Origin of the sequence: Roseovarius sp. AK1035 (assembly GCF_003288315.1) — a bacterium.
Taxonomy (GTDB): domain Bacteria; phylum Pseudomonadota; class Alphaproteobacteria; order Rhodobacterales; family Rhodobacteraceae; genus Roseovarius; species Roseovarius mucosus_A.
The window spans coordinates 2,087,484-2,104,806 of the sequence record NZ_CP030099.1 but is presented as its reverse complement, the minus strand read 5'-3'; the positions used below and the strand labels follow the sequence as shown (position 1 = coordinate 2,104,806).

The 17,323-nt window shown below is 62.3% G+C and carries 18 protein-coding genes; 7 read left to right on the top strand and 11 right to left on the bottom strand.

Annotation, left to right across the window (positions count from 1 at the left end):
• The first annotated feature begins 65 nt into the window (after window positions 1–65).
• Entirely contained in the window at window positions 66–794 is a 729-nt protein-coding gene (locus RAK1035_RS10035; RefSeq protein WP_008279849.1) for a FadR/GntR family transcriptional regulator, read from the top strand.
• 4 nt (window positions 795–798) lie between these two features.
• On the opposite strand, the gene RAK1035_RS10030 is transcribed toward RAK1035_RS10035, so the two are convergent.
• The 10 genes from RAK1035_RS10030 to RAK1035_RS09990 all read right to left on the bottom strand — a co-directional run bounded on the left by RAK1035_RS10030 (window position 799) and on the right by RAK1035_RS09990 (window position 10,646).
• Complete coding sequence (locus tag RAK1035_RS10030; protein ID WP_008279848.1) at window positions 799–2,160, bottom strand: sigma-54-dependent transcriptional regulator; 1,362 nt, start codon at window positions 2,158–2,160, stop codon at window positions 799–801.
• Window positions 2,157–2,294 (bottom strand): hypothetical protein, encoded by a 138-nt coding sequence (locus RAK1035_RS20380; protein WP_008279847.1) that lies wholly within the window; start codon window positions 2,292–2,294, stop codon window positions 2,157–2,159. Before RAK1035_RS20380 ends, RAK1035_RS10030 begins: the two co-directional genes overlap by 4 nt.
• 4 nt (window positions 2,295–2,298) lie before the next feature.
• Window positions 2,299–3,609: a c-type cytochrome gene (locus tag RAK1035_RS10025; protein ID WP_008279846.1), complete on the bottom strand. Its 1,311-nt coding sequence runs from the start codon at window positions 3,607–3,609 to the stop codon at window positions 2,299–2,301.
• 2 nt (window positions 3,610–3,611) lie between these two features.
• A complete protein-coding gene (locus RAK1035_RS10020) occupies window positions 3,612–4,823 on the bottom strand; it encodes a formate dehydrogenase subunit gamma (protein WP_008279845.1) in 1,212 nt (403 codons plus the stop codon).
• Window positions 4,824–4,954: 131 nt separating this feature from the next.
• Entirely contained in the window at window positions 4,955–5,551 is a 597-nt protein-coding gene (gene fdh3B / locus RAK1035_RS10015; protein ID WP_008279844.1) for a formate dehydrogenase FDH3 subunit beta, read from the bottom strand.
• Between the two features lie 12 nt (window positions 5,552–5,563).
• Entirely contained in the window at window positions 5,564–8,449 is a 2,886-nt protein-coding gene (locus RAK1035_RS10010; RefSeq protein ID WP_008279843.1) for a formate dehydrogenase subunit alpha, read from the bottom strand.
• A 99-nt stretch (window positions 8,450–8,548) separates the two neighbouring features.
• Window positions 8,549–8,740, bottom strand: coding sequence for a ubiquinol-cytochrome c reductase iron-sulfur subunit N-terminal domain-containing protein (locus tag RAK1035_RS10005; RefSeq protein ID WP_008279842.1), 192 nt, complete (start codon window positions 8,738–8,740; stop codon window positions 8,549–8,551).
• A 54-nt stretch (window positions 8,741–8,794) separates the two neighbouring features.
• Complete coding sequence (locus RAK1035_RS10000; protein ID WP_008279841.1) at window positions 8,795–9,415, bottom strand: TorD/DmsD family molecular chaperone; 621 nt, start codon at window positions 9,413–9,415, stop codon at window positions 8,795–8,797.
• The gene (locus RAK1035_RS09995; RefSeq protein ID WP_008279840.1) at window positions 9,412–10,044 is read right to left on the bottom strand and encodes a DUF3306 domain-containing protein; all 633 of its coding nucleotides are present in this window, start codon (window positions 10,042–10,044) and stop codon (window positions 9,412–9,414) included. Before RAK1035_RS09995 ends, RAK1035_RS10000 begins: the two co-directional genes overlap by 4 nt.
• Window positions 10,041–10,646 carry a DUF3305 domain-containing protein gene (locus RAK1035_RS09990; RefSeq protein WP_008279839.1) on the bottom strand — a complete coding sequence of 202 codons (606 nt, stop codon included), beginning with the start codon at window positions 10,644–10,646 and terminating at the stop codon, window positions 10,041–10,043. The genes RAK1035_RS09995 and RAK1035_RS09990 overlap by 4 nt, the downstream gene beginning before the upstream one ends.
• A 348-nt stretch (window positions 10,647–10,994) precedes the next feature.
• Between RAK1035_RS09990 and RAK1035_RS09985 the strand changes: the two genes are divergently transcribed.
• Complete coding sequence (locus tag RAK1035_RS09985; protein WP_008279838.1) at window positions 10,995–12,950, top strand: 4Fe-4S binding protein; 1,956 nt, start codon at window positions 10,995–10,997, stop codon at window positions 12,948–12,950.
• Here RAK1035_RS09985 and RAK1035_RS09980 read toward each other — a convergent pair.
• A complete protein-coding gene (locus RAK1035_RS09980; protein ID WP_008279837.1) occupies window positions 12,944–13,762 on the bottom strand; it encodes a hypothetical protein in 819 nt (272 codons plus the stop codon). The two genes, RAK1035_RS09985 and RAK1035_RS09980, sit on opposite strands and share 7 nt — an antisense overlap.
• A 24-nt stretch (window positions 13,763–13,786) precedes the next feature.
• Between RAK1035_RS09980 and RAK1035_RS09975 the strand changes: the two genes are divergently transcribed.
• The 5 genes from RAK1035_RS09975 to RAK1035_RS09955 all read left to right on the top strand — a co-directional run bounded on the left by RAK1035_RS09975 (window position 13,787) and on the right by RAK1035_RS09955 (window position 17,177).
• A complete protein-coding gene (locus RAK1035_RS09975; protein WP_008279836.1) occupies window positions 13,787–13,981 on the top strand; it encodes a DUF6494 family protein in 195 nt (64 codons plus the stop codon).
• Window position 13,982: 1 nt separating this feature from the next.
• The gene (gene apbC / locus RAK1035_RS09970; protein ID WP_008279835.1) at window positions 13,983–15,047 is read left to right on the top strand and encodes an iron-sulfur cluster carrier protein ApbC; all 1,065 of its coding nucleotides are present in this window, start codon (window positions 13,983–13,985) and stop codon (window positions 15,045–15,047) included.
• Window positions 15,044–15,751 (top strand): biotin/lipoate--protein ligase family protein, encoded by a 708-nt coding sequence (locus RAK1035_RS09965; RefSeq protein ID WP_008279834.1) that lies wholly within the window; start codon window positions 15,044–15,046, stop codon window positions 15,749–15,751. The genes apbC and RAK1035_RS09965 overlap by 4 nt, the downstream gene beginning before the upstream one ends.
• Window positions 15,748–16,281 (top strand): DUF6505 family protein, encoded by a 534-nt coding sequence (locus RAK1035_RS09960; RefSeq protein WP_008279833.1) that lies wholly within the window; start codon window positions 15,748–15,750, stop codon window positions 16,279–16,281. Before RAK1035_RS09965 ends, RAK1035_RS09960 begins: the two co-directional genes overlap by 4 nt.
• A 248-nt stretch (window positions 16,282–16,529) precedes the next feature.
• Window positions 16,530–17,177 carry a glutathione S-transferase family protein gene (locus RAK1035_RS09955; protein ID WP_008279832.1) on the top strand — a complete coding sequence of 216 codons (648 nt, stop codon included), beginning with the start codon at window positions 16,530–16,532 and terminating at the stop codon, window positions 17,175–17,177.
• Window positions 17,178–17,323 lie beyond the last annotated feature (146 nt).

The following is a 17,323-nucleotide window of genomic DNA, read 5'->3' as shown; positions in this document are numbered from 1 at the left end:
TCATCGCCTCATCCCCGCGACTCACCTCTTGCGTTTAAATTGTCAGACATTTAAATGTATGACAAATGAAAATTGATCCGGATAACAAAGCCGACCTTTCGGCCCAGATAGCCGAGGCGATCCGCGATGCGATCGTCTCGGGTCAACTCATCGTTGATGAACGCCTGCCCTCCGAGGCAGAGCTTGCCGATCACTTCGCCGTGTCGCGCCCCACGGTGCGCGAGGCGCTGAAACGGCTGGCCGCGCAATCGCTCATTCGCACCCAGCGCGGGGCCTTTGGCGGCGCCTTCGTCAACCGCCTCAGCTATCCCGAGGCCTATGGCCAGCAGATCACCACCGCCACGCTGCTCCTCAGCATGAACAGTATCAGCTTTGATACCGCCTGCGAGGCGCGCTATGCTTTGGAACGCGCCTGCACGCCCTTGGCGGCCCAGCGCCGCACGCCCGACACGCTCGCCACCATGCGCGCCGAGATTCACCGGCAGGGACAGCCGGGGCTGACCGATGAAAGCTTTTGCGCCTCTGACGTGGCGTTTCACCGCGCGCTTGTGGACAGTGCGGGCAACCCGGTGCTCAGCTATCAACTCGCCGGCGCGGTCGAGGCGATGCAGCCCCTGATGAATATGATCACCTTTACCGCCCGCTCGCGCGAGGCCATCGTGGGCCTTCACACCCGCATCGCCGATGCGCTGGCCTGTTCAGACGCCGAGGCCGCACAAACCGCCCTGACCGAGCTAGAGGCCTATACGCTGACCCTTGGCCGCGATGTCATGGCCGCGCGCGCGCCAAAATAGCCCCTCAGACACCCCAAGCCGCGCATTTGCGGTCAATCGTCTTGCGCGCTACGCCCAAACGTCGCGCCGCCTCGGCCCGGTTGCCGCCGCAAGCATCGAGCACCGCCATGATGTGACGCTGCTCGACATATTCCAGCGTCTCGAGGGCCTGCTCGCCGCCGCCCCGGCCAGAGCCCGCGAATTCCTCGGGAAAGGCCCCAAGGATTACCGACCGTTCGATGAGATTGCGCAATTCCCGCACATTGCCGGGCCAGTCATAGCGGCTCAGCTTGAGCAGGACATCCGCATCGAGATCAAGCGCGGGCATCCCCAAAGCCCCCGAAAATTCGCTCATAAAGAGCGCCGCCAGTTCAACGATATCCTCCTGACGCTCCTTGAGGCTGGGCATTTCCACGTTGACGATATTGATCCGGTGAAACAGATCCGCCCGGAACCGCCCCGCGTTCACCGCCGCCTTCAAATCGGCATTGGTGGCAAACAGGAACCGCAGATTAAGCGGGATTTCCCGTTCAGACCCGATGGGTCGAATGCGCTTGTCCTCTAGCACACGCAGCAGCGCCGCCTGCACATGTTCGGGCAATTGCGCCACTTCATCCAGCAAGAGCGTGCCGCCATCCGCATGCAGCAGCAAACCATCCTTGCGCGCGCGGCCATCCTCGACCACGCCAAACAATTCCTCGGCGATCCGATCCGCCGAAATCGCGGCACAATTGACCGCGACAAAGGGCTTCTCGGCCCTGTTCGATAGCCCGTGCAGGGTACGCGCCGCAATCTCTTTGCCGGTCCCGCTTGCCCCGGTGAAAAGAACCGAGGTGGGCGCAGGGGCCAGCTTGCCCAGCATCGCCCGCACGCTTTGAATCGCGGGCGAATGTCCCAGCAGCCGACCGCGCGCCGCCTGCCCGCCCGCCGACAATTCGTGCCGCAACAGGTAATTCTCCCGCGCCAGATATTTGCGGTCCAGCGCACGCGCGACCGAATTCAGGATCTGGTTGGCGCGAAACGGCTTGAGCACGAAATCCGTCACCCCTGCCCGCAGCGCCTTGATCGCCGTATCAAGATCCGCGTAGGCGGTGATCAGGATCGTATCAGCAAATAACCCGACCCGCCGCTGCTCCTCCAGCCAGTCAAGGCCGGTCTTGCCGGGCATGATATTGTCGAGAATGACCAGATCGAAATGCATCTGATCAAGGATCATCGCCCCCTCGGCACAGGTGCGCGCCTGCTCCACGTGACGGCACCGCGCCCCCAGCGTCTTGATAAGGAAATTGCGCATTCCCGGCTCGTCGTCGATAATCAATACCGACGCATGCGCAAGGTTCTGGCCATAATCCTCCGCTGTTTCTTCGGGCGCGGGATGCGGCGTCATTCGGCCGCGTCACCTAGCCGAACAGCATCACCCGCGCGCTTGGCCTCAGACGTATAGCCCAACTCGTGCAGCACGGTGGGGGCGGCGGCGGAAATCACCGCGCAGGCGATAAAGGCCGCAATCATCGCTTTCATTCTGTCAGTTCCCTTCTGTTGCGGTGGCACGGCGCAGATAATCAATCATATCTTGCCGGTCCTCAGCCGCTGTGATCCGTTGCATTGGCATCTTGGAGCCGGGGATATAGTGATCTGGTCCAAGGTCGAAGAGCGCGTCAATCGTTGTGTCATTCCAGACGATCCCAGCCCCATCGAGGATATCGGAATAGGCATAGCCCGGCACTGTCCCCGCCTGACGCCCAAAAAGACCATAGAGCGTCGGCCCCGCCTTGCGCGAAGGCGGCGGCGTCAGAGCATGGCAGATGGAGCATTTGCGCATGAATTGCCGCTCGCCATTTTCCATCTCCTCAGGCGCGCGCAAAAAGCTGTGATCCGTCTCGCCCGCCGGGTCATACGCGCCCAGCATCTCGACCGGCCAGCCATAGACGACCTCGCTCAGCCCACCCGCATAGATCATACGCCCGTCGGGCGAGAAATCCAACGCCCAGACCGGACCGCGCGCCATGGCCTGAAAATCACGGGCGATCTGCCAGGCATTCGTGTCGATCACCATGATATAGCCCTGCCCATCCCCCGCCGCCAATTGCGCTGTCGCGGCGTGATAGGCCATCGACAGCACCGGGCGACGCTCCAGCGTGAAATCCGCGATCTGCTGACCGCTTGCCGGGTCGATCACCCGCGTGGCCCCATCAACCGCGCCATAGGCCAGCCACGCATCCTGAGGCCCCAACAAGATCTTGTTGATCCCAAACCCCTGATTCAGCAGTTCGCGCGGCGGGGCATCCACCTCTTGCCAGCGCCATTCCTGCAATGACCCATCCGCAGACGAGGAATACAAAACCGCCCCATCGCTGCTGAATGCCACATCGCTGACCGCCGCATCATGCCCCGTCAGAAAGCGCGCAGCCCCCCCCGCCACCGGCCAAATCCCAATCGAGCCGTCCCAACTCGCCGAGGCAATCCACGCCCCATCCGGCGACACATCCAGCGCCGCAACCTTGCCTTTGTGGCCAACGTGCCGGGTGCCCTCTCCGGTTTCCCTATCCCAGACGATCAGCGTAAAGTCATCGCCCCCCGACACAAGCCGCCCGTCCTCCAGTGCCGCAACCGCAACTACCGCCGCCGCGTGACCTTCGAACCAGCGCGGGGTGCGTCCCTCCCAGAGGCCCACGGAATTGTCGAAACTAACCGACACGACCTCGCCACTCTCAGGCAGCACGCTCAGCCCCATGACCGGCCCGCCATGCCCTTTGAGCGTGGTGAACTCTTGCGCTGCCAGAGGGCTTGCCCCCGCCAGCGCCCACAGCCAGAGACCAAAGGCACGCGCCCCCATGGTTATTCCGCAGGATGCGCGGCCTTGCCGGGATCAGGCGCATGGCCCTTTTCCTGCAACTCCTTAAGCCACAGGCCATGATGCTCGCGCGCCCATTGCTCTTCGACCTCGCCCGACCCCATGGCGTCAAACGCGCCCTCCATGCCGACCGACCCAATGTAGATATGGGCCAGAATGATCGCGGTCAGAACAAAGGCCATGATCGAGTGCCAGAGCGTCGCCAGCTGCATTTCCTCATGCGGTGCCAGCATCACCGGCAATTCGCCAAAGCCGACCGCTTGTGGCAATCCGGTCTGGTTGAGCATGACAAAGGTCTTGGCAAACATCGGCATCTCGAACGGAAAGAGCAGTGACAGGCCCGTGGCCGAGATCGACGCGCCAAACACGATCACCGCCCAAAAGATCATCTTTTGCCCGGCGTTGAATTTCTTGGCGGGCGGATGCACACCCTTGCTGAAAATCCCGCCGCCCACGGCCAGCCATTTCAGGTCCGTCCGGTTGGGAATATTGTGCAGAACCCACATAAAGAACACCATCACCAGACCCAGCATAAAGGCCCAGGAGATGTTGTTATGCACCCATTTTGACGCCACCGCGATGGTCGCGAACGCCTCATGCCCCAACAGCGGGATCACCACCGTTCGGCCAAACAGAACCACCAGACCGGTGATCGCCAGCACCACGAAAGAGCCCGCCATCAACCAATGGCCAAAGCGTTCGACCGCCTGAAAGCGGGTAACCGTGCGGCCCGTCTTGGCCCCGTCGATCCGGATTTTGCCCCGGACAAGATAGAAAAGCGCCAAAAGGACCAGCGTGCCCCCCAGCAGATAGGCGCCATAGGTGGCCAGCGGCCCCTTGCGGAACTCAAGCCAGGTCATGCCGCCGTCCTGAATGAGAACGCGCGCTTCGGGTCCGCCTGCGGACACCTTCACATCATCCAACCCATAGCGCAGCGCACGCCACACTTCGGCATCTGATGCCCCGCCCAAGGTGCCCAACTGCCCCGCCATACCGGCCGCGTCATCCGCGTTGCCCGTGGCGTTGCGGCGGAAACTGTCGTCAATCTGCTCGCCGCGCTGCCGGGCCAGAATATCGTCTAGCGTCTGTGCTCCGCCTGTGGCGGACCGGTCAGGCCCAGTGGCCGTTGGCGTGTCCTGCGCCATGGCAGGCAGTGCGAGCAGAAAACACAAAGCCAAGCTGAGAATTGCGCGCATGATGTCCTCGATCCAAGTCTTGATGTTACGATTTCTTCAAAAGAAATCGAACCGGAAACCTTAAAGGTTTCCGATTGCTTTCGCACCAATGCCGGAGGTCTCGGTGACCTCCGGCATTGGCATCAGCGCCTTCAGCCGCCGCTTTGCTGGCCGTAGGCAGAACCCCAGCCCCAAGCGCCCGAGCCGAAACCACGGGCCACAACGCGTTCGCGGTAAATGGCCGACACGACGTCGCCATCCCCCGCCAACAGCGCCTTGGTCGAGCACATCTCGGCGCAGATGGGCAATTTGCCCTCGGCGATCCGGTTGCGCCCATACTTCTGGAACTCAGCCTCGGAGTGGTTCTCTTCCGGGCCACCGGCGCAGAAGGTGCACTTGTCCATCTTGCCCCGGCTGCCGAAATTGCCCGCCTGCGGGAATTGCGGCGCACCGAACGGGCACGCATAGAAGCAGTAGCCGCAGCCGATGCACAGATCCTTGGAGTGCAACACGATGCCCTCCTCGTTCTGATAGAAGCAATCCACCGGGCAGACCGCCATACAGGGCGCATCCGAACAGTGCATACAAGCCACCGAGATCGAGCGTTCGCCGGGGCTGCCGTCGTTGATCGTCACCACCTTGCGGCGGTTGATCCCCCACGGCACCTCGTGCTCGTTCTTACAGGCCGTGACACAGGCGTTGCATTCGATGCAGCGCTCGGCGTCGCAGAGAAACTTTGCTCTTGCCATTCTCTTTCCTCCTTACGCTGGCATGATTTTGCAGAGAGTCGCCTTGGTCTCCTGCATCTGCGTGACCGAGTCATAGCCATAGGTCTGAGCCGTGTTCGTGCTCTCGCCCAAGACATAGGGATCGGCACCAGCGGGGTAATTCCCCCTCAGGTCCTTGCCCTCGAAATGGCCTCCAAAGTGGAACGGCATAAAGACAACGCCTTCCGCCACCCGCTCTGTCACCATTGCCATGACCTTGACCTTGGCCCCTTCAGCCCCTTCAACCCAGACCTGTGCGCCGTCCCGCACGCCGATGTTATTGGCATCGCGCGGGTTGATCTCGACGAACATATCCTGCTGAAGCTCGGCCAGCCACGGGTTTGACCGTGTCTCGTCGCCGCCGCCCTCATATTCGACCAGACGGCCAGAGGTGAGGATGATCGGATACTCTTGCGAGAAATCCTTTTGCTGGATCGAAGCATACATGGTCGGCAAACGCCAAGCCTTGCGGTCCTCATAGGTCGGATAATCCGCCACCAGATCACGACGGTTGGTGTAGAGCGGTTCACGATGCAACGGCACCGGGTCGGGGAAGGTCCACACGACCGCCCGCGCCTTGGCATTGCCGAAGGGCGCGCATTCGTGCTTGATCGCCACCCGCTGGATACCGCCCGACAGGTCGGTCTTCCAGTTGGCCGTAGGTCCGCCCACTGCGTCGATTGCGGCGCGCTCGTCTGCGGTCAGATCGCCGTCCCAGCCCAGATCCATCAGCATCTGCATGGTGAATTCCGGATAGCCATCCTGAATCTCAGACCCTGCCGAATAGACACCCTCGGCCAAGAGGTTGTCGCCATCCCGTTCCACGCCAAACCGGGCACGGAAGGTCAAGCCACCTTTGGAAACCGGTATCGACATATCATAGAGATTGGCTGTGCCGGGATGGTTCATCTCGGCCGTTCCCCAGCAGGGCCAGGGCAGGCCGTAGTAATCGCCATCGGCCGGGCCGCCCTTGGCGCGCAACGTGGTGCGGTCAAAGGTGTGCTGGTTGGCCATATGCAGCTTAAGCCGCTCTGGGCTCTGGCCGGTATAGCCGATCGTCCACATACCCTTGTTGAACTCGCGGGTGATGTCTTCGACGTTGGGCTCTCCGGCTTCGTCAATCGCGATGTTGCGGAACATCCGGTCATGGAAACCAAACTTTTGGGCGAACAGCGCGAGGATTTCGTGGTCAACCTTGGACTCAAACAGCGGGTCCATGATCTTGTCACGCCACTGCAACGACCGGTTCGAGGCGGTGACAGAGCCGCGCGTCTCGAATTGCGTGGTAGCCGGCAGCAGATACACGCCATCGGTACGGTCGTTCATGACAGCAGAGACTGTCGGGAACGGATCGACCACAACCAGCATGTCCAGCTTTTCCATCGCGGTTTTCATTTCCTTACCGCGTGTCTGGCTGTTGGGCGCATGACCCCAGAGAACCATGGCCCGGACATTGTTGGGCTGATCCATATTCTCCTTGTCTTCGAGAACACCGTCGATCCACCGCGACACGGTGATGCCGCTGAGGTTCATCATCTTGGTGTCCGCATAGGTGGCATCCGAGAACCGGCTCTTGAGCCAATCCATATCCTCGCCCCAGACACGCGCCCAATGCGCCCAAGATCCTTCCGCCAGACCGTAATAGCCGGGCAGCGTGTCGGCCAGAACACCAAGGTCCGTGGCTCCCTGCACGTTGTCATGTCCGCGGAAGATGTTGGTGCCGCCACCGGCCACACCCATGTTGCCCAGCGCCAGCTGCAGGATGCAGTACGCGCGGGTGTTGTTGTTGCCGTTGGTGTGCTGCGTGCCACCCATACACCAGATGACAGTACCGGGGCGGCTATTGGCCAGCGTCCGCGCCACGCGGCGCAGCTGCTCGCCCGGCACGCCGGTAACGCGCTCGGTTTCTTCGGGGGTCCACTTGTTCACCTCGTCCTTGATCTGGTCCATGCCCCAGACGCGGGTGCGGATGAATTCCTTGTCTTCCCAGCCATTCTCAAAGATGTGCCACAGGATACCCCAGACCAGCGCCACGTCCGAACCGGGACGGAAACGCACATATTCATCAGCATGCGCCGCTGTGCGGGTAAAGCGCGGGTCGCAGACGATGAGCGGCGCGTTGTTTTCTTCCTTGGCCTTCAGCACGTGCAACAGGCTGACAGGATGCGCCTCGGCAGGGTTGCCACCGATGATGAAAATCGCCTTGGAATTGTGGATGTCGTTGTAGCTGTTGGTCATGGCGCCGTAGCCCCATGTATTCGCAACGCCCGCAACGGTGGTCGAGTGACAGATCCGCGCCTGATGGTCGACGTTGTTCGTGCCCCAATAGGCGGCGAATTTGCGGAAGAGATAGGCCTGTTCGTTATTGTGCTTGGCAGAACCCAGCCAATAGACGGAATCCGGGCCGCTTTCTTCGCGGATCTTCATCATGCCGTCGCCGATCTCGTTGATCGCCTGCTCCCAGCTGATGCGCTTCCACTCACCACCCTCTTTCTTCATCGGGTATTTCAGGCGGCGCTCGCCATGGGCATGCTCGCGCACGGCGGCACCCTTGGCGCAATGCGCGCCCAGATTGAACGGGCTATCCCAGCCGGGTTCCTGCCCCGTCCAGACACCATTTTGCACCTCGGCCACAACCGTGCAACCGACCGAGCAATGGGTGCAGACCGATTTGACCGTCTGAACCGCCGCCGTCGCAGCGCTCTGCGCATTGGCGCGGGTCACGGTGCCCCCCATGGCACCGATTGCGGCAAGGCCACCGATGGCCAAACCGCTGCCACGCAAGAATGCGCGGCGGTCCACCGATGTTCCGGCGACCTCGGACAGGATACTGGTCCGCTGGGGGCGGCGTGCAACCCCGTTGGTCTTTTTCCTCAACATGTTTCTCTCTCCTCCCTGGGCCCTCTTGGGCTGGGTACTGCGATTGTCCCTGACGCTCTGGCCACTTGACCGCGCACCAGCGTTGACGGGCGTCCGATCCTAGAAGCGGGCGCTCTCGAAATAGGCGCGGGTATGCGCGGTGTCCTGCATCCGATCCGATGTCAGGTCTGGCTCTGCGGCTTGGGCCTCGCCCGTCGTGACCATCGTTGCGACCGCGACAGCGGGCGCGCCGGTGGCGGCCAGTTTCAGGAAATCACGGCGGCTGCTGCCAGCCTCGGTCTTCCGGGTCATGAAGGTCTCCCTCCCCTCGTTGTGACGGATCGCTCCGCCGGTTGCGATACGGGCTTACGCCCCGCTCATTCGAAAGCCCTGCGCCTCGATCTCCATGAACACCCGACCGACCGCGCCGACCGAGGCATAGAGAACCGAACTCTGCGCAGCCTCCAAATCCGTGAAAAAATGCCCGGCCCAAGGGCCGATATGCTTGGCAAAGAACGCCTGTTGATCGGCCAGCGTCGCAGGCTTGCCAAAGCGCCCTCTGATAAGTCCCGCCATCATCTCCATGAGCGAGGCGATATTGTCCTCCGGCTCATAGACATTTTGCGCACGGGTCATGCCGCGCGCGGCCATGTCGCGGCGCAGCCCCGCCAGCGGCTTCTCATTGAGAAAGCCGGTTAGATAATAGCTGGCATAGGGCAGCAATTCGCCCCGTCCCAGCCCGATAAAGAGCGCGTTGAACTCGCGCTCGACCCCGGCAGGCTTGCTCACCCCAGCCACACGCGCCAACGCGCTCACGGCTTGGCCCATTGGCGTTGCATCCCCGTTCAGCGCGGCGGTCTGTGCCAACAGCGCCTCACCCGGCGGGCGGGCCAGAATGGCGGCCAAAAAATCATAAAGATCGGCACGCAGCGCATCCTCTGCGGCGATCTCGGGCTCTTGGGCTTTCAGCGCCTCGGCTTGGCTCATGCGGATACTCCAGCCTGTTCATCAAATTGAAATCGCATCCTGCGGCGCGGCGGCAGGGGGGTGTCATCCTGTGCCGCCACTGTCTCGGCCTCCGCAAATGCACCGCTTGTCTCAGAACCTGCATCCGGGTCGGGCGCGGCCTCGACCTCTGCGACTTCTACCAGTTCGGGCTCATCGGCCACGGCCACAACATCAGCCTCTGCTGGCCCTCGGGCCAATGCCTCGGCTTGGCGTGCCATTTCCTGAACATGCGCCAGCATGCCCTTACCCACCTGATAGGTGGTCTTCATACCCGGCACCACCATCGCGGCATCGGTGTAATCGTCGGCATAGTCGTTCAGACCGTCCAGGTTGGCCAGCACCGGATTGCTGACCCATAGCCGCCGCAGCGCCCGCCGCCGAAGCCGCTCTGGCACCGCCTTATCCATGAATACGCGGAAATCGTCGCCCATTTTCAATGCGTCAGGATCAGGCAGACCCAATTCCTCGCACAGCTCTGCGTCGGTCTTTTCCTCAAGCTCTGCCTCGCGGGCAGCTGCCGCAAGCTGCTCTGCTGCACGCGCCTCGTCTTGCGCCTCAGCTTCAACCCGCGCCTTGCGCCGGGACCAGAAATCAGACGCGCGGCTCAATTCAGCCTCCCCCGGCGCATCCGCTCTGGCGTGGCAAAGACATCGCGCGGCTGCACGATCCGTGCATCCCCGATCCCGTCCTGCGCGCGACCATCGGCCTGCTTGTCACGGCGACGCTTCTGAAACGCCTCTTCCTGATGATGTGCTTCGACAAAATCGCGGACCAACGCCACCAGCCCCTCGGGCATCGGCACCTTTTCCACAATATCATCGCCATTGTCGGCATAATCCTGCGCCTCAAAGGGCGAGGCTGTAACCAGCACAACCTCATAAGGCGCGCGCTCTAGATCAGCATTGGGCCGGTTTCGCATGATTACAAAGACCGACGGCACCCGTGCGGACAGACCCTGCAAATAGGCCTCGGTCTGGGTGTGATGCAGATCAAGCAGCACGGTCGCGGCGTGGAAATCCACCGCCTCGCCCTCGCGCCGCAACTCGCGCCAATCCGCCTGCGGTGCCCCCGGCAGAACCGATACCGCCCGCCATGCCCACGCCGCCCACCGGGTAACACCCGGCGTGCGCCGCATGACAATGCCCAAGGGCACCATCATCTGTTTCTCAAGCATCTGTGTTTCGTGGCGATAGGTCACGCGGTCGTGCATCCTTTGCTGCGTGGTTCCAGATTGGTTTGGTTTCCGGACCACGCAAAGCCCTTTTTGTGTGCAACCGTCCACATCGAGTCCGATCCGGACATTTTGAACCACCCATCGGCACGTCAGCGGCCTCAAAGGACAGAATGTCCAGTTGGCCCCTTTCAATGCTGCACTGCCGCATGACAAGATATTGAAAACAAACAGAATCAATCGGGTTTAAAACAGCGCCTGAACCGGCCCTCTCCCAAGGCCGAACGATTCGAAAAGCGGTTTACGAGGGCTTCGAATCATGCCTAATCTCTGCGCAAAGTGACCGATCCGGTCCGCTTCCCAGACGTGTCAAACACCGGGGTAAACATGCCTAAACACCTGATTTTATGCGATTGTTCCGCCAGCCAGACGCTCGACCCCGAGGGGCTCTCCAAGGCCACCGGCCTGAGCTGTTCACGCCTACACAGTGCGCTCTGCACCGATGAAATCGAGGCCGCGACCAAGGCCATCACCACCGGCGAGGCAATTATTTGTTGCGCCCAAGAAGCCCGCTTGTTCGAGGATCTGGCAGCCGATCTCGAGGTCGACAGCCCCCCCCTGATCGACCTGCGCGACCGGGCCGGTTGGTCGGATGATCCAGCCTCAAAACTACCCAAAATGGCCGCCCTTCTGGCCGAAGCCAGCCTGCCAACCCCACCACAAAAGACCGTAGACGTCATATCCGAGGGGCTGTGCCTTATCCTTGGTGCCTCGGATGTGGCCCTGCCCGCCGCTGAAAAACTCGCCCCCCTCCTTGGCGTCACCGTGCTCTTGACCGACGAGACGGACCCGCCCGAGAACCGCGATTTCGATGCCATTCGGGGCCGGATCACACAGGCCAGCGGTGCGCTTGGCCAGTTCGAGCTGCGCATCGACGCGCTGCAACAGATCAACCCCGCCGGACGCGGTGCCCTGCGCTGGACCGCACCGCGCGACGGCGGGCAGACGCACTGCGACGTGCTCTTGGACCTGCGCGGCGGCACGCCCCTATTTCCCGCCCCCCAGAAACGCGAAGGCTATTTGCGCGCTGATCCCGGCAGCCTGCATGCCGTCTCCGACGCGGTCTTTCAGGCCGCCCAGATGATCGGCACCTTTGAAAAGCCGCTTTACGTGGCGCTTGAGCCGCTCATCTGCGCCCATTCCCGCGCCGAACAGACCGGATGCAGCAAATGCCTCGATATCTGCCCCACCGGCGCGATCAGCCCGGATGGCGACCACGTCAGCATTGATCCGATGATCTGCGCGGGCTGCGGGGCCTGCGCCGCGCGCTGCCCCTCGGGGGCCATTACCTATGATGCGCCCCCCCCTGACATGACCTTCCGCCGCATTCAGACGCTGGCGCAGGCCTATCGCAAGGCTGGCGGCACCGCTCCGCGCCTGCTTGTCCATGACACCCCCCATGGGGCCGAGATGATCCGCCTTGCCGCCCGCCACGGGCGCGGGCTGCCCGCCGATGTGATCCCGCTAGAGGTTTCGGCGCTTGCAGGCTTTGGCCATGCTGAGATCCTCGCTGCCCTCGCCTCGGGCTTTGCCGAGGTGGCGATCCTTCTCGCCCCCACAACCGAACGCGACGCGCTGGATCAAGAGGTGCCGCTGGCGCAGGCCATGGCGGGCGCAGGCACCGTCCACCTGCTTGACCTCACCGACCCGGATGCGCTCTGCGACGCGCTCTATGGCGCGGCCCCGCCCGCGCCCCTTGCCAGCCCGGTCCTGCCGATGGGCAGCCGCCGTCAGGTCGCGCGCCTTGCCGCCAAATCCCTCAACCCATCGGGCGGCACCCTGCCTTTGCCCACCTCCGCCCCGTACGGCGCGGTGCTGGTCAATACCGAGTCCTGTACGCTGTGTCTCTCCTGCGTCTCGCTGTGCCCCTCGGGCGCGCTGATGGACAATGAGGACAAACCGCAATTGCGCTTTCAAGAGGATGCCTGCCTGCAATGCGGCATCTGCGCCACGATCTGCCCGGAAAAGGCAATCACGCTTGAACCGCGCATGAACCTTGACGACACCGCCCTAACCCAAGTGGTGCTGAACGAAGAAGAGCCATTTGCCTGCGTCGAATGCGGCACGCTTTTTGGCTCCAAGGCCACAATCAACCGCATCACCGAGAAACTCGCGGGCAAGCACGCGATGTTCGCCACCTCGGATGCCGCGCGCATGATCCAGATGTGCGAAGGCTGCCGCATCAACGCGCAGTTCAACTCTGCGAACAACCCCTTTGCCATGGGGGATCGTCCGCGCGTCCGCCGCACCGAAGATTACCTGACCAAACGCAAGGATCACTGAACTTGGATCGGCGCGCCCAGATCGGCGGGGGCCAGCCCCGCCACATAGGCGATGATCGCCTCCAACTCATCGAGCGTGACCTCGATGGGCGAAATCGGCGAGGGCAGATGGCTGGCAAAGGGTTGGGTCACACCGGCCACTTGGGTAAAGGCGGGATGCGGCTTGAGCGCAAAAAAGCTCTGAAACCGGGCATCCCAGTCCGCAAAGGTCCGCAGCACGGCAAACGACGGGGTCGAGCCGATCGCCCCCATCCGGTTCTCGGGCGCCACAACGTGACAGCGCCCGCATTGCAGCAAGGACACCTCTTTGCCAAGGGCAGGATCGCCGTCGAACACCGCCGCCGCCTCGGCCTCTTCCACAACCTGCGGCAAGCCAAAGGGGGCCACACCGGCCACCTCATAGCTTGTCACCGTGCGCTGACCTATCTCGGATGTCAGCCAATCGGCAAACAGGGCCGCCCCCGGATGCGTGCCCGCAACGCCCATGCGCCAGACCGCGCCCACGCCCTCGAACACCGCGCGGCCCTCTTCTTGACCCAAAATGATCTCGGCCTCGCTTGCCTCTGCCACCACCTCGACCCGCACACCGGTCTTGAGCGCAAAGCGCGGCACGAGATAGCCCAGCAACCCGGACTCGACCAGAACCACCGGCGCGCTCAGCCGAAACCGCTTGTCATCGGCCTGCGCCAGATCAGGCATAAGCCACAGCAGCGTTGCGAGCCACAGCATCGCAATCCGGGACAGTCGCGTGTAAGGGGTCACCAACAGGCACATACCCAAGCCTAGAAAACCGCCTATATCGGCGTCAAGCATTCAGATCAGCAAAGGGAGAGACCAATGAGCGACGATTTCAACATGTCGATGCGCAAATTCCTCAAACAAGTGGGCGTCACCTCGCAACAGGCCATCGAAGACGGCCTGCGCAAAAAGGGCGCGACCGCCGGACAGGAATTCACCGCCAAGGTGGTGCTGACTGTCGATGGGCTCGATATCGAACACACCGTGACCGGCATTATCAAAGGGCAGGACTGACGTGGCATTGACCAGAGAGAGCGTCCTTGAGGCGCTCAAGAAGATCACCGATCCGGTCAGCGGCTCAGACATCGTCGCCGCAGGCGTGATGCGCGCCCTCACCATCGACGGCGGCACCGTGCGCTTCGTGCTGGAAATCGACCCGGCCAAGGCGCAGGCCTATACCCCGGTGCGCGACGCCGCCGAGGCGGCAGTCACGGCACTTGCCGGGGCCGAAAGCGTGTCGGTCGTGCTCACGGGCCATTCGACCAAGGCTCCGCCCGATCTCAAACCTTCGCGCAAGGCAGAGCCGAAAGGCCCCGAAAAAGTTCCCGGCGTCAATCACCTGATCGCCATCGCGAGCGGCAAGGGCGGCGTGGGCAAATCCACCGTTTCCGCCAACCTCGCCTGTGCACTGGCCGCCGAAGGGCGGCGCGTCGGCCTCTTGGATGCCGATGTCTATGGCCCCAGCCAGCCGCGCATGCTGGGCGTCTCTGGTCGCCCCGCCAGCCCCGATGGCAAGACCATCCTGCCCATGCGCAATCACGGCGTCACGATGATGTCCATCGGCCTCATGACCAACGAAGGTCAGGCCGTGGTCTGGCGCGGCCCGATGCTGATGGGCGCGTTGCAACAGATGCTGATGCAGGTGCAATGGGGCGCTTTGGATGTGCTCTTGGTGGATCTGCCGCCCGGCACCGGCGATGTGCAAATGACACTGGCGCAAAAGGCGCAGGTGGATGGCGCGATCATCGTCTCAACGCCGCAGGATGTGGCGCTTCTGGATGCCCGCAAAGGGATCGACATGTTCAACCAGCTGCATGTGCCGGTGCTGGGCATGATCGAGAACATGAGCACGCATATCTGCACCAACTGCGGCCATGAAGAGCATGTGTTCGGCCATGGCGGCGTGCGGGCAGAGGCCGAGAAACTGGGCGTGCCACTCTTGGCGGAAATTCCCCTGCATCTCGACATTCGCGTGGCCTCGGACGGCGGCGCGCCCATCGTGGTCTCGAAACCCGACAGCCCACAGGCGCAGGCCTTCCGCGAGGTGGCCCGCCACCTCATCAACGCAGGGCTGGCATGACCACGCCCAGCTTTCCACCTTTGATGTCAGGGCGCGCCGTCACCGGCGCGACCCACCCTTTTGACATGGCCTGCACCCTTGCCGCAGAGGGCTGCGATGCAGGCCTCATCGTGCATAACCTCACGGCCAATCACCTGATGGCCGCCATCGTCCTCGCCCCCGAGGTGCCTTTGGCCGAGGCCATGGTAATGCTGCCCACCTGCGGCGTCGGCTTTCAGAATGCCTTTGGCGCGCTCGCCCCACCCGAGGTGGCCGTGCATCTTGAATGGTCGGGCGGCCTCCGCCTCAACGGGGCCTCTTGCGGTCGGCTGCGCGTGGCCGCAGGCGGCACCGACCCCGAGGTCGAACCCGACTGGCTGGTGATCGGCCTTGATCTGCCGCTGATGCAAATCGCAGAGCGCCCCGGCGACCAGCCCGACCAGACCTCGCTCTATGACGAAGGCTGCGCCGAACTCGACCCCGTGGAATTGTTAGAGGCTTGGGCGCGCCATAGCCTCGTGTGGATCAACACATGGGAAGACGCAGGCCCCCGCGCGCTCCATGCCGAATGGCGCGGCCTTGCCTGGCGCATGGGCGAAGAGATCACGCAAAACGGCCGCACCGGGACGTTTCAGGGCGTGGACGACCGCTTTGGCATGCTCTTGCGCGAGGGCGACACCACCCATCTCATCCCGCTCACCACCCTGTTGGAGACCCAATCATGAAACTCGCCCGCGCCATCCATTTCGACGAGAGCGATCAGCGCGTCTACCACAGCCCCGCGCGCACCGGCGAATGGTGCATTTCGGGCGGGTTCGAGTTTTCCAACTGGTCCGAGGCGGACCTGACCGGCAAATCCCGTCAGGCCTTTGCCAATGGCTGGCTCGGGGTCGAAACCTTTGGCCGCGTGACCTTTGTCGCCGTGACCCAAGTCGAAGAGGTCGAGATTGCCGCCCTGACACAGGCGCTGGCCCAACATTTCGTCGACATCTACGGCGCGCCGGACCTCGCCGCAGCCCTGCCCGTCGCCCGCGAGGAAGTGGCACAAATGGCCGACCTCTGCGAAGATCACACCCCCAACACCCTCCTCACCGTGATCCGCGAACTGACCGAAGCGGGCGTGCGCGAAACCTTCAGCGTGATCGAAGCCCAAGACGCAGGGCTGGAACAATTCGCGTTGCACGGCAGCCTGGATGACGACCACGGGCACGATCACGACCATGGGCATGGGCACGGGCACGGGCACAAGCACTGAGGCACGTTGAGAAAAGGCTGAGCGGCTTTTGGAGTTCGGGGTTGCGCAGGAACACGGCCCGAGACGTTTCCCCCGACAACAGGCGTGCAAGGGCTCGGGCGGTCCGGCAATAGGGACCGAGGTGAGGGACAAAGCGGACATTTGCCGCCATATACAGCAAGGTCTGCTATGCGGACCTTGCAGCCACTGGACCTCATGCTTTCGATGGCGGCTTTTTGCACGGATACTTGTTATGGTAGGAGGCGTAGATGGAACATTCAGTTATTCTTCGCGGCTATCGCTACAGTGTTTACAACCGCATTGCGCGCGTCGTGCTGCACGAAAAGGGCGTCGCGTACGAAACTGACGAGATTGATCCTTTCGCACCGGATGTCTCGGAAGACTATCTCAAGCGCCATCCTTTTGGTCGGGTGCCTGTTCTGAGCCATGGTGAGTTTGATGTATTCGAAACTTCCGCAATCTCTCGGTACGTAAATGCGGCCTTCGGGGGACCGGAGTTGATGCCAGCCAAAGCTAAGACATTGGCACGCGTCACGCAGGTGGTCTCAATTGTCGATAGTTACGGCTATCGCCCTATGGTCCGACAGGTTTTTGCCCATCGAGTTTTTCGGCCTGCTGCAGGTGAATGGGCAGATGAAGCTGAGATCCGGGCGGGAATCGATGCGTCTCACGTCGTACTAAGTGCACTGAATAGTATCGCAAAAGAGGGGGGCATCTTGGATGGTCAGAGTTTCACCCTTGCAGACTGCCACCTTGCACCGATGATCGCTTACTTTGTTCAAGCACGAGAAGGTGCTAATGCATTGAAGGCTTACTCAAAGCTTGCAGATTGGTGGGCAGCCGTGTCGCAACGGGAAAGTCTCCACGCCACTGAACCCGGCCTTCCAAGCAACTGACGCATTTCGCCCTTTCGGGAAGCGGTCACTCATGCAAGTCGCAGCATTCGGCGCAACGGGCTCGTACCTGCAGTTCGCTGTATCAGGCACGAATGTCCGCTAAAGGCCAGTCATATTACCGCGACCCGTAACAGCCTTGCCTTGCG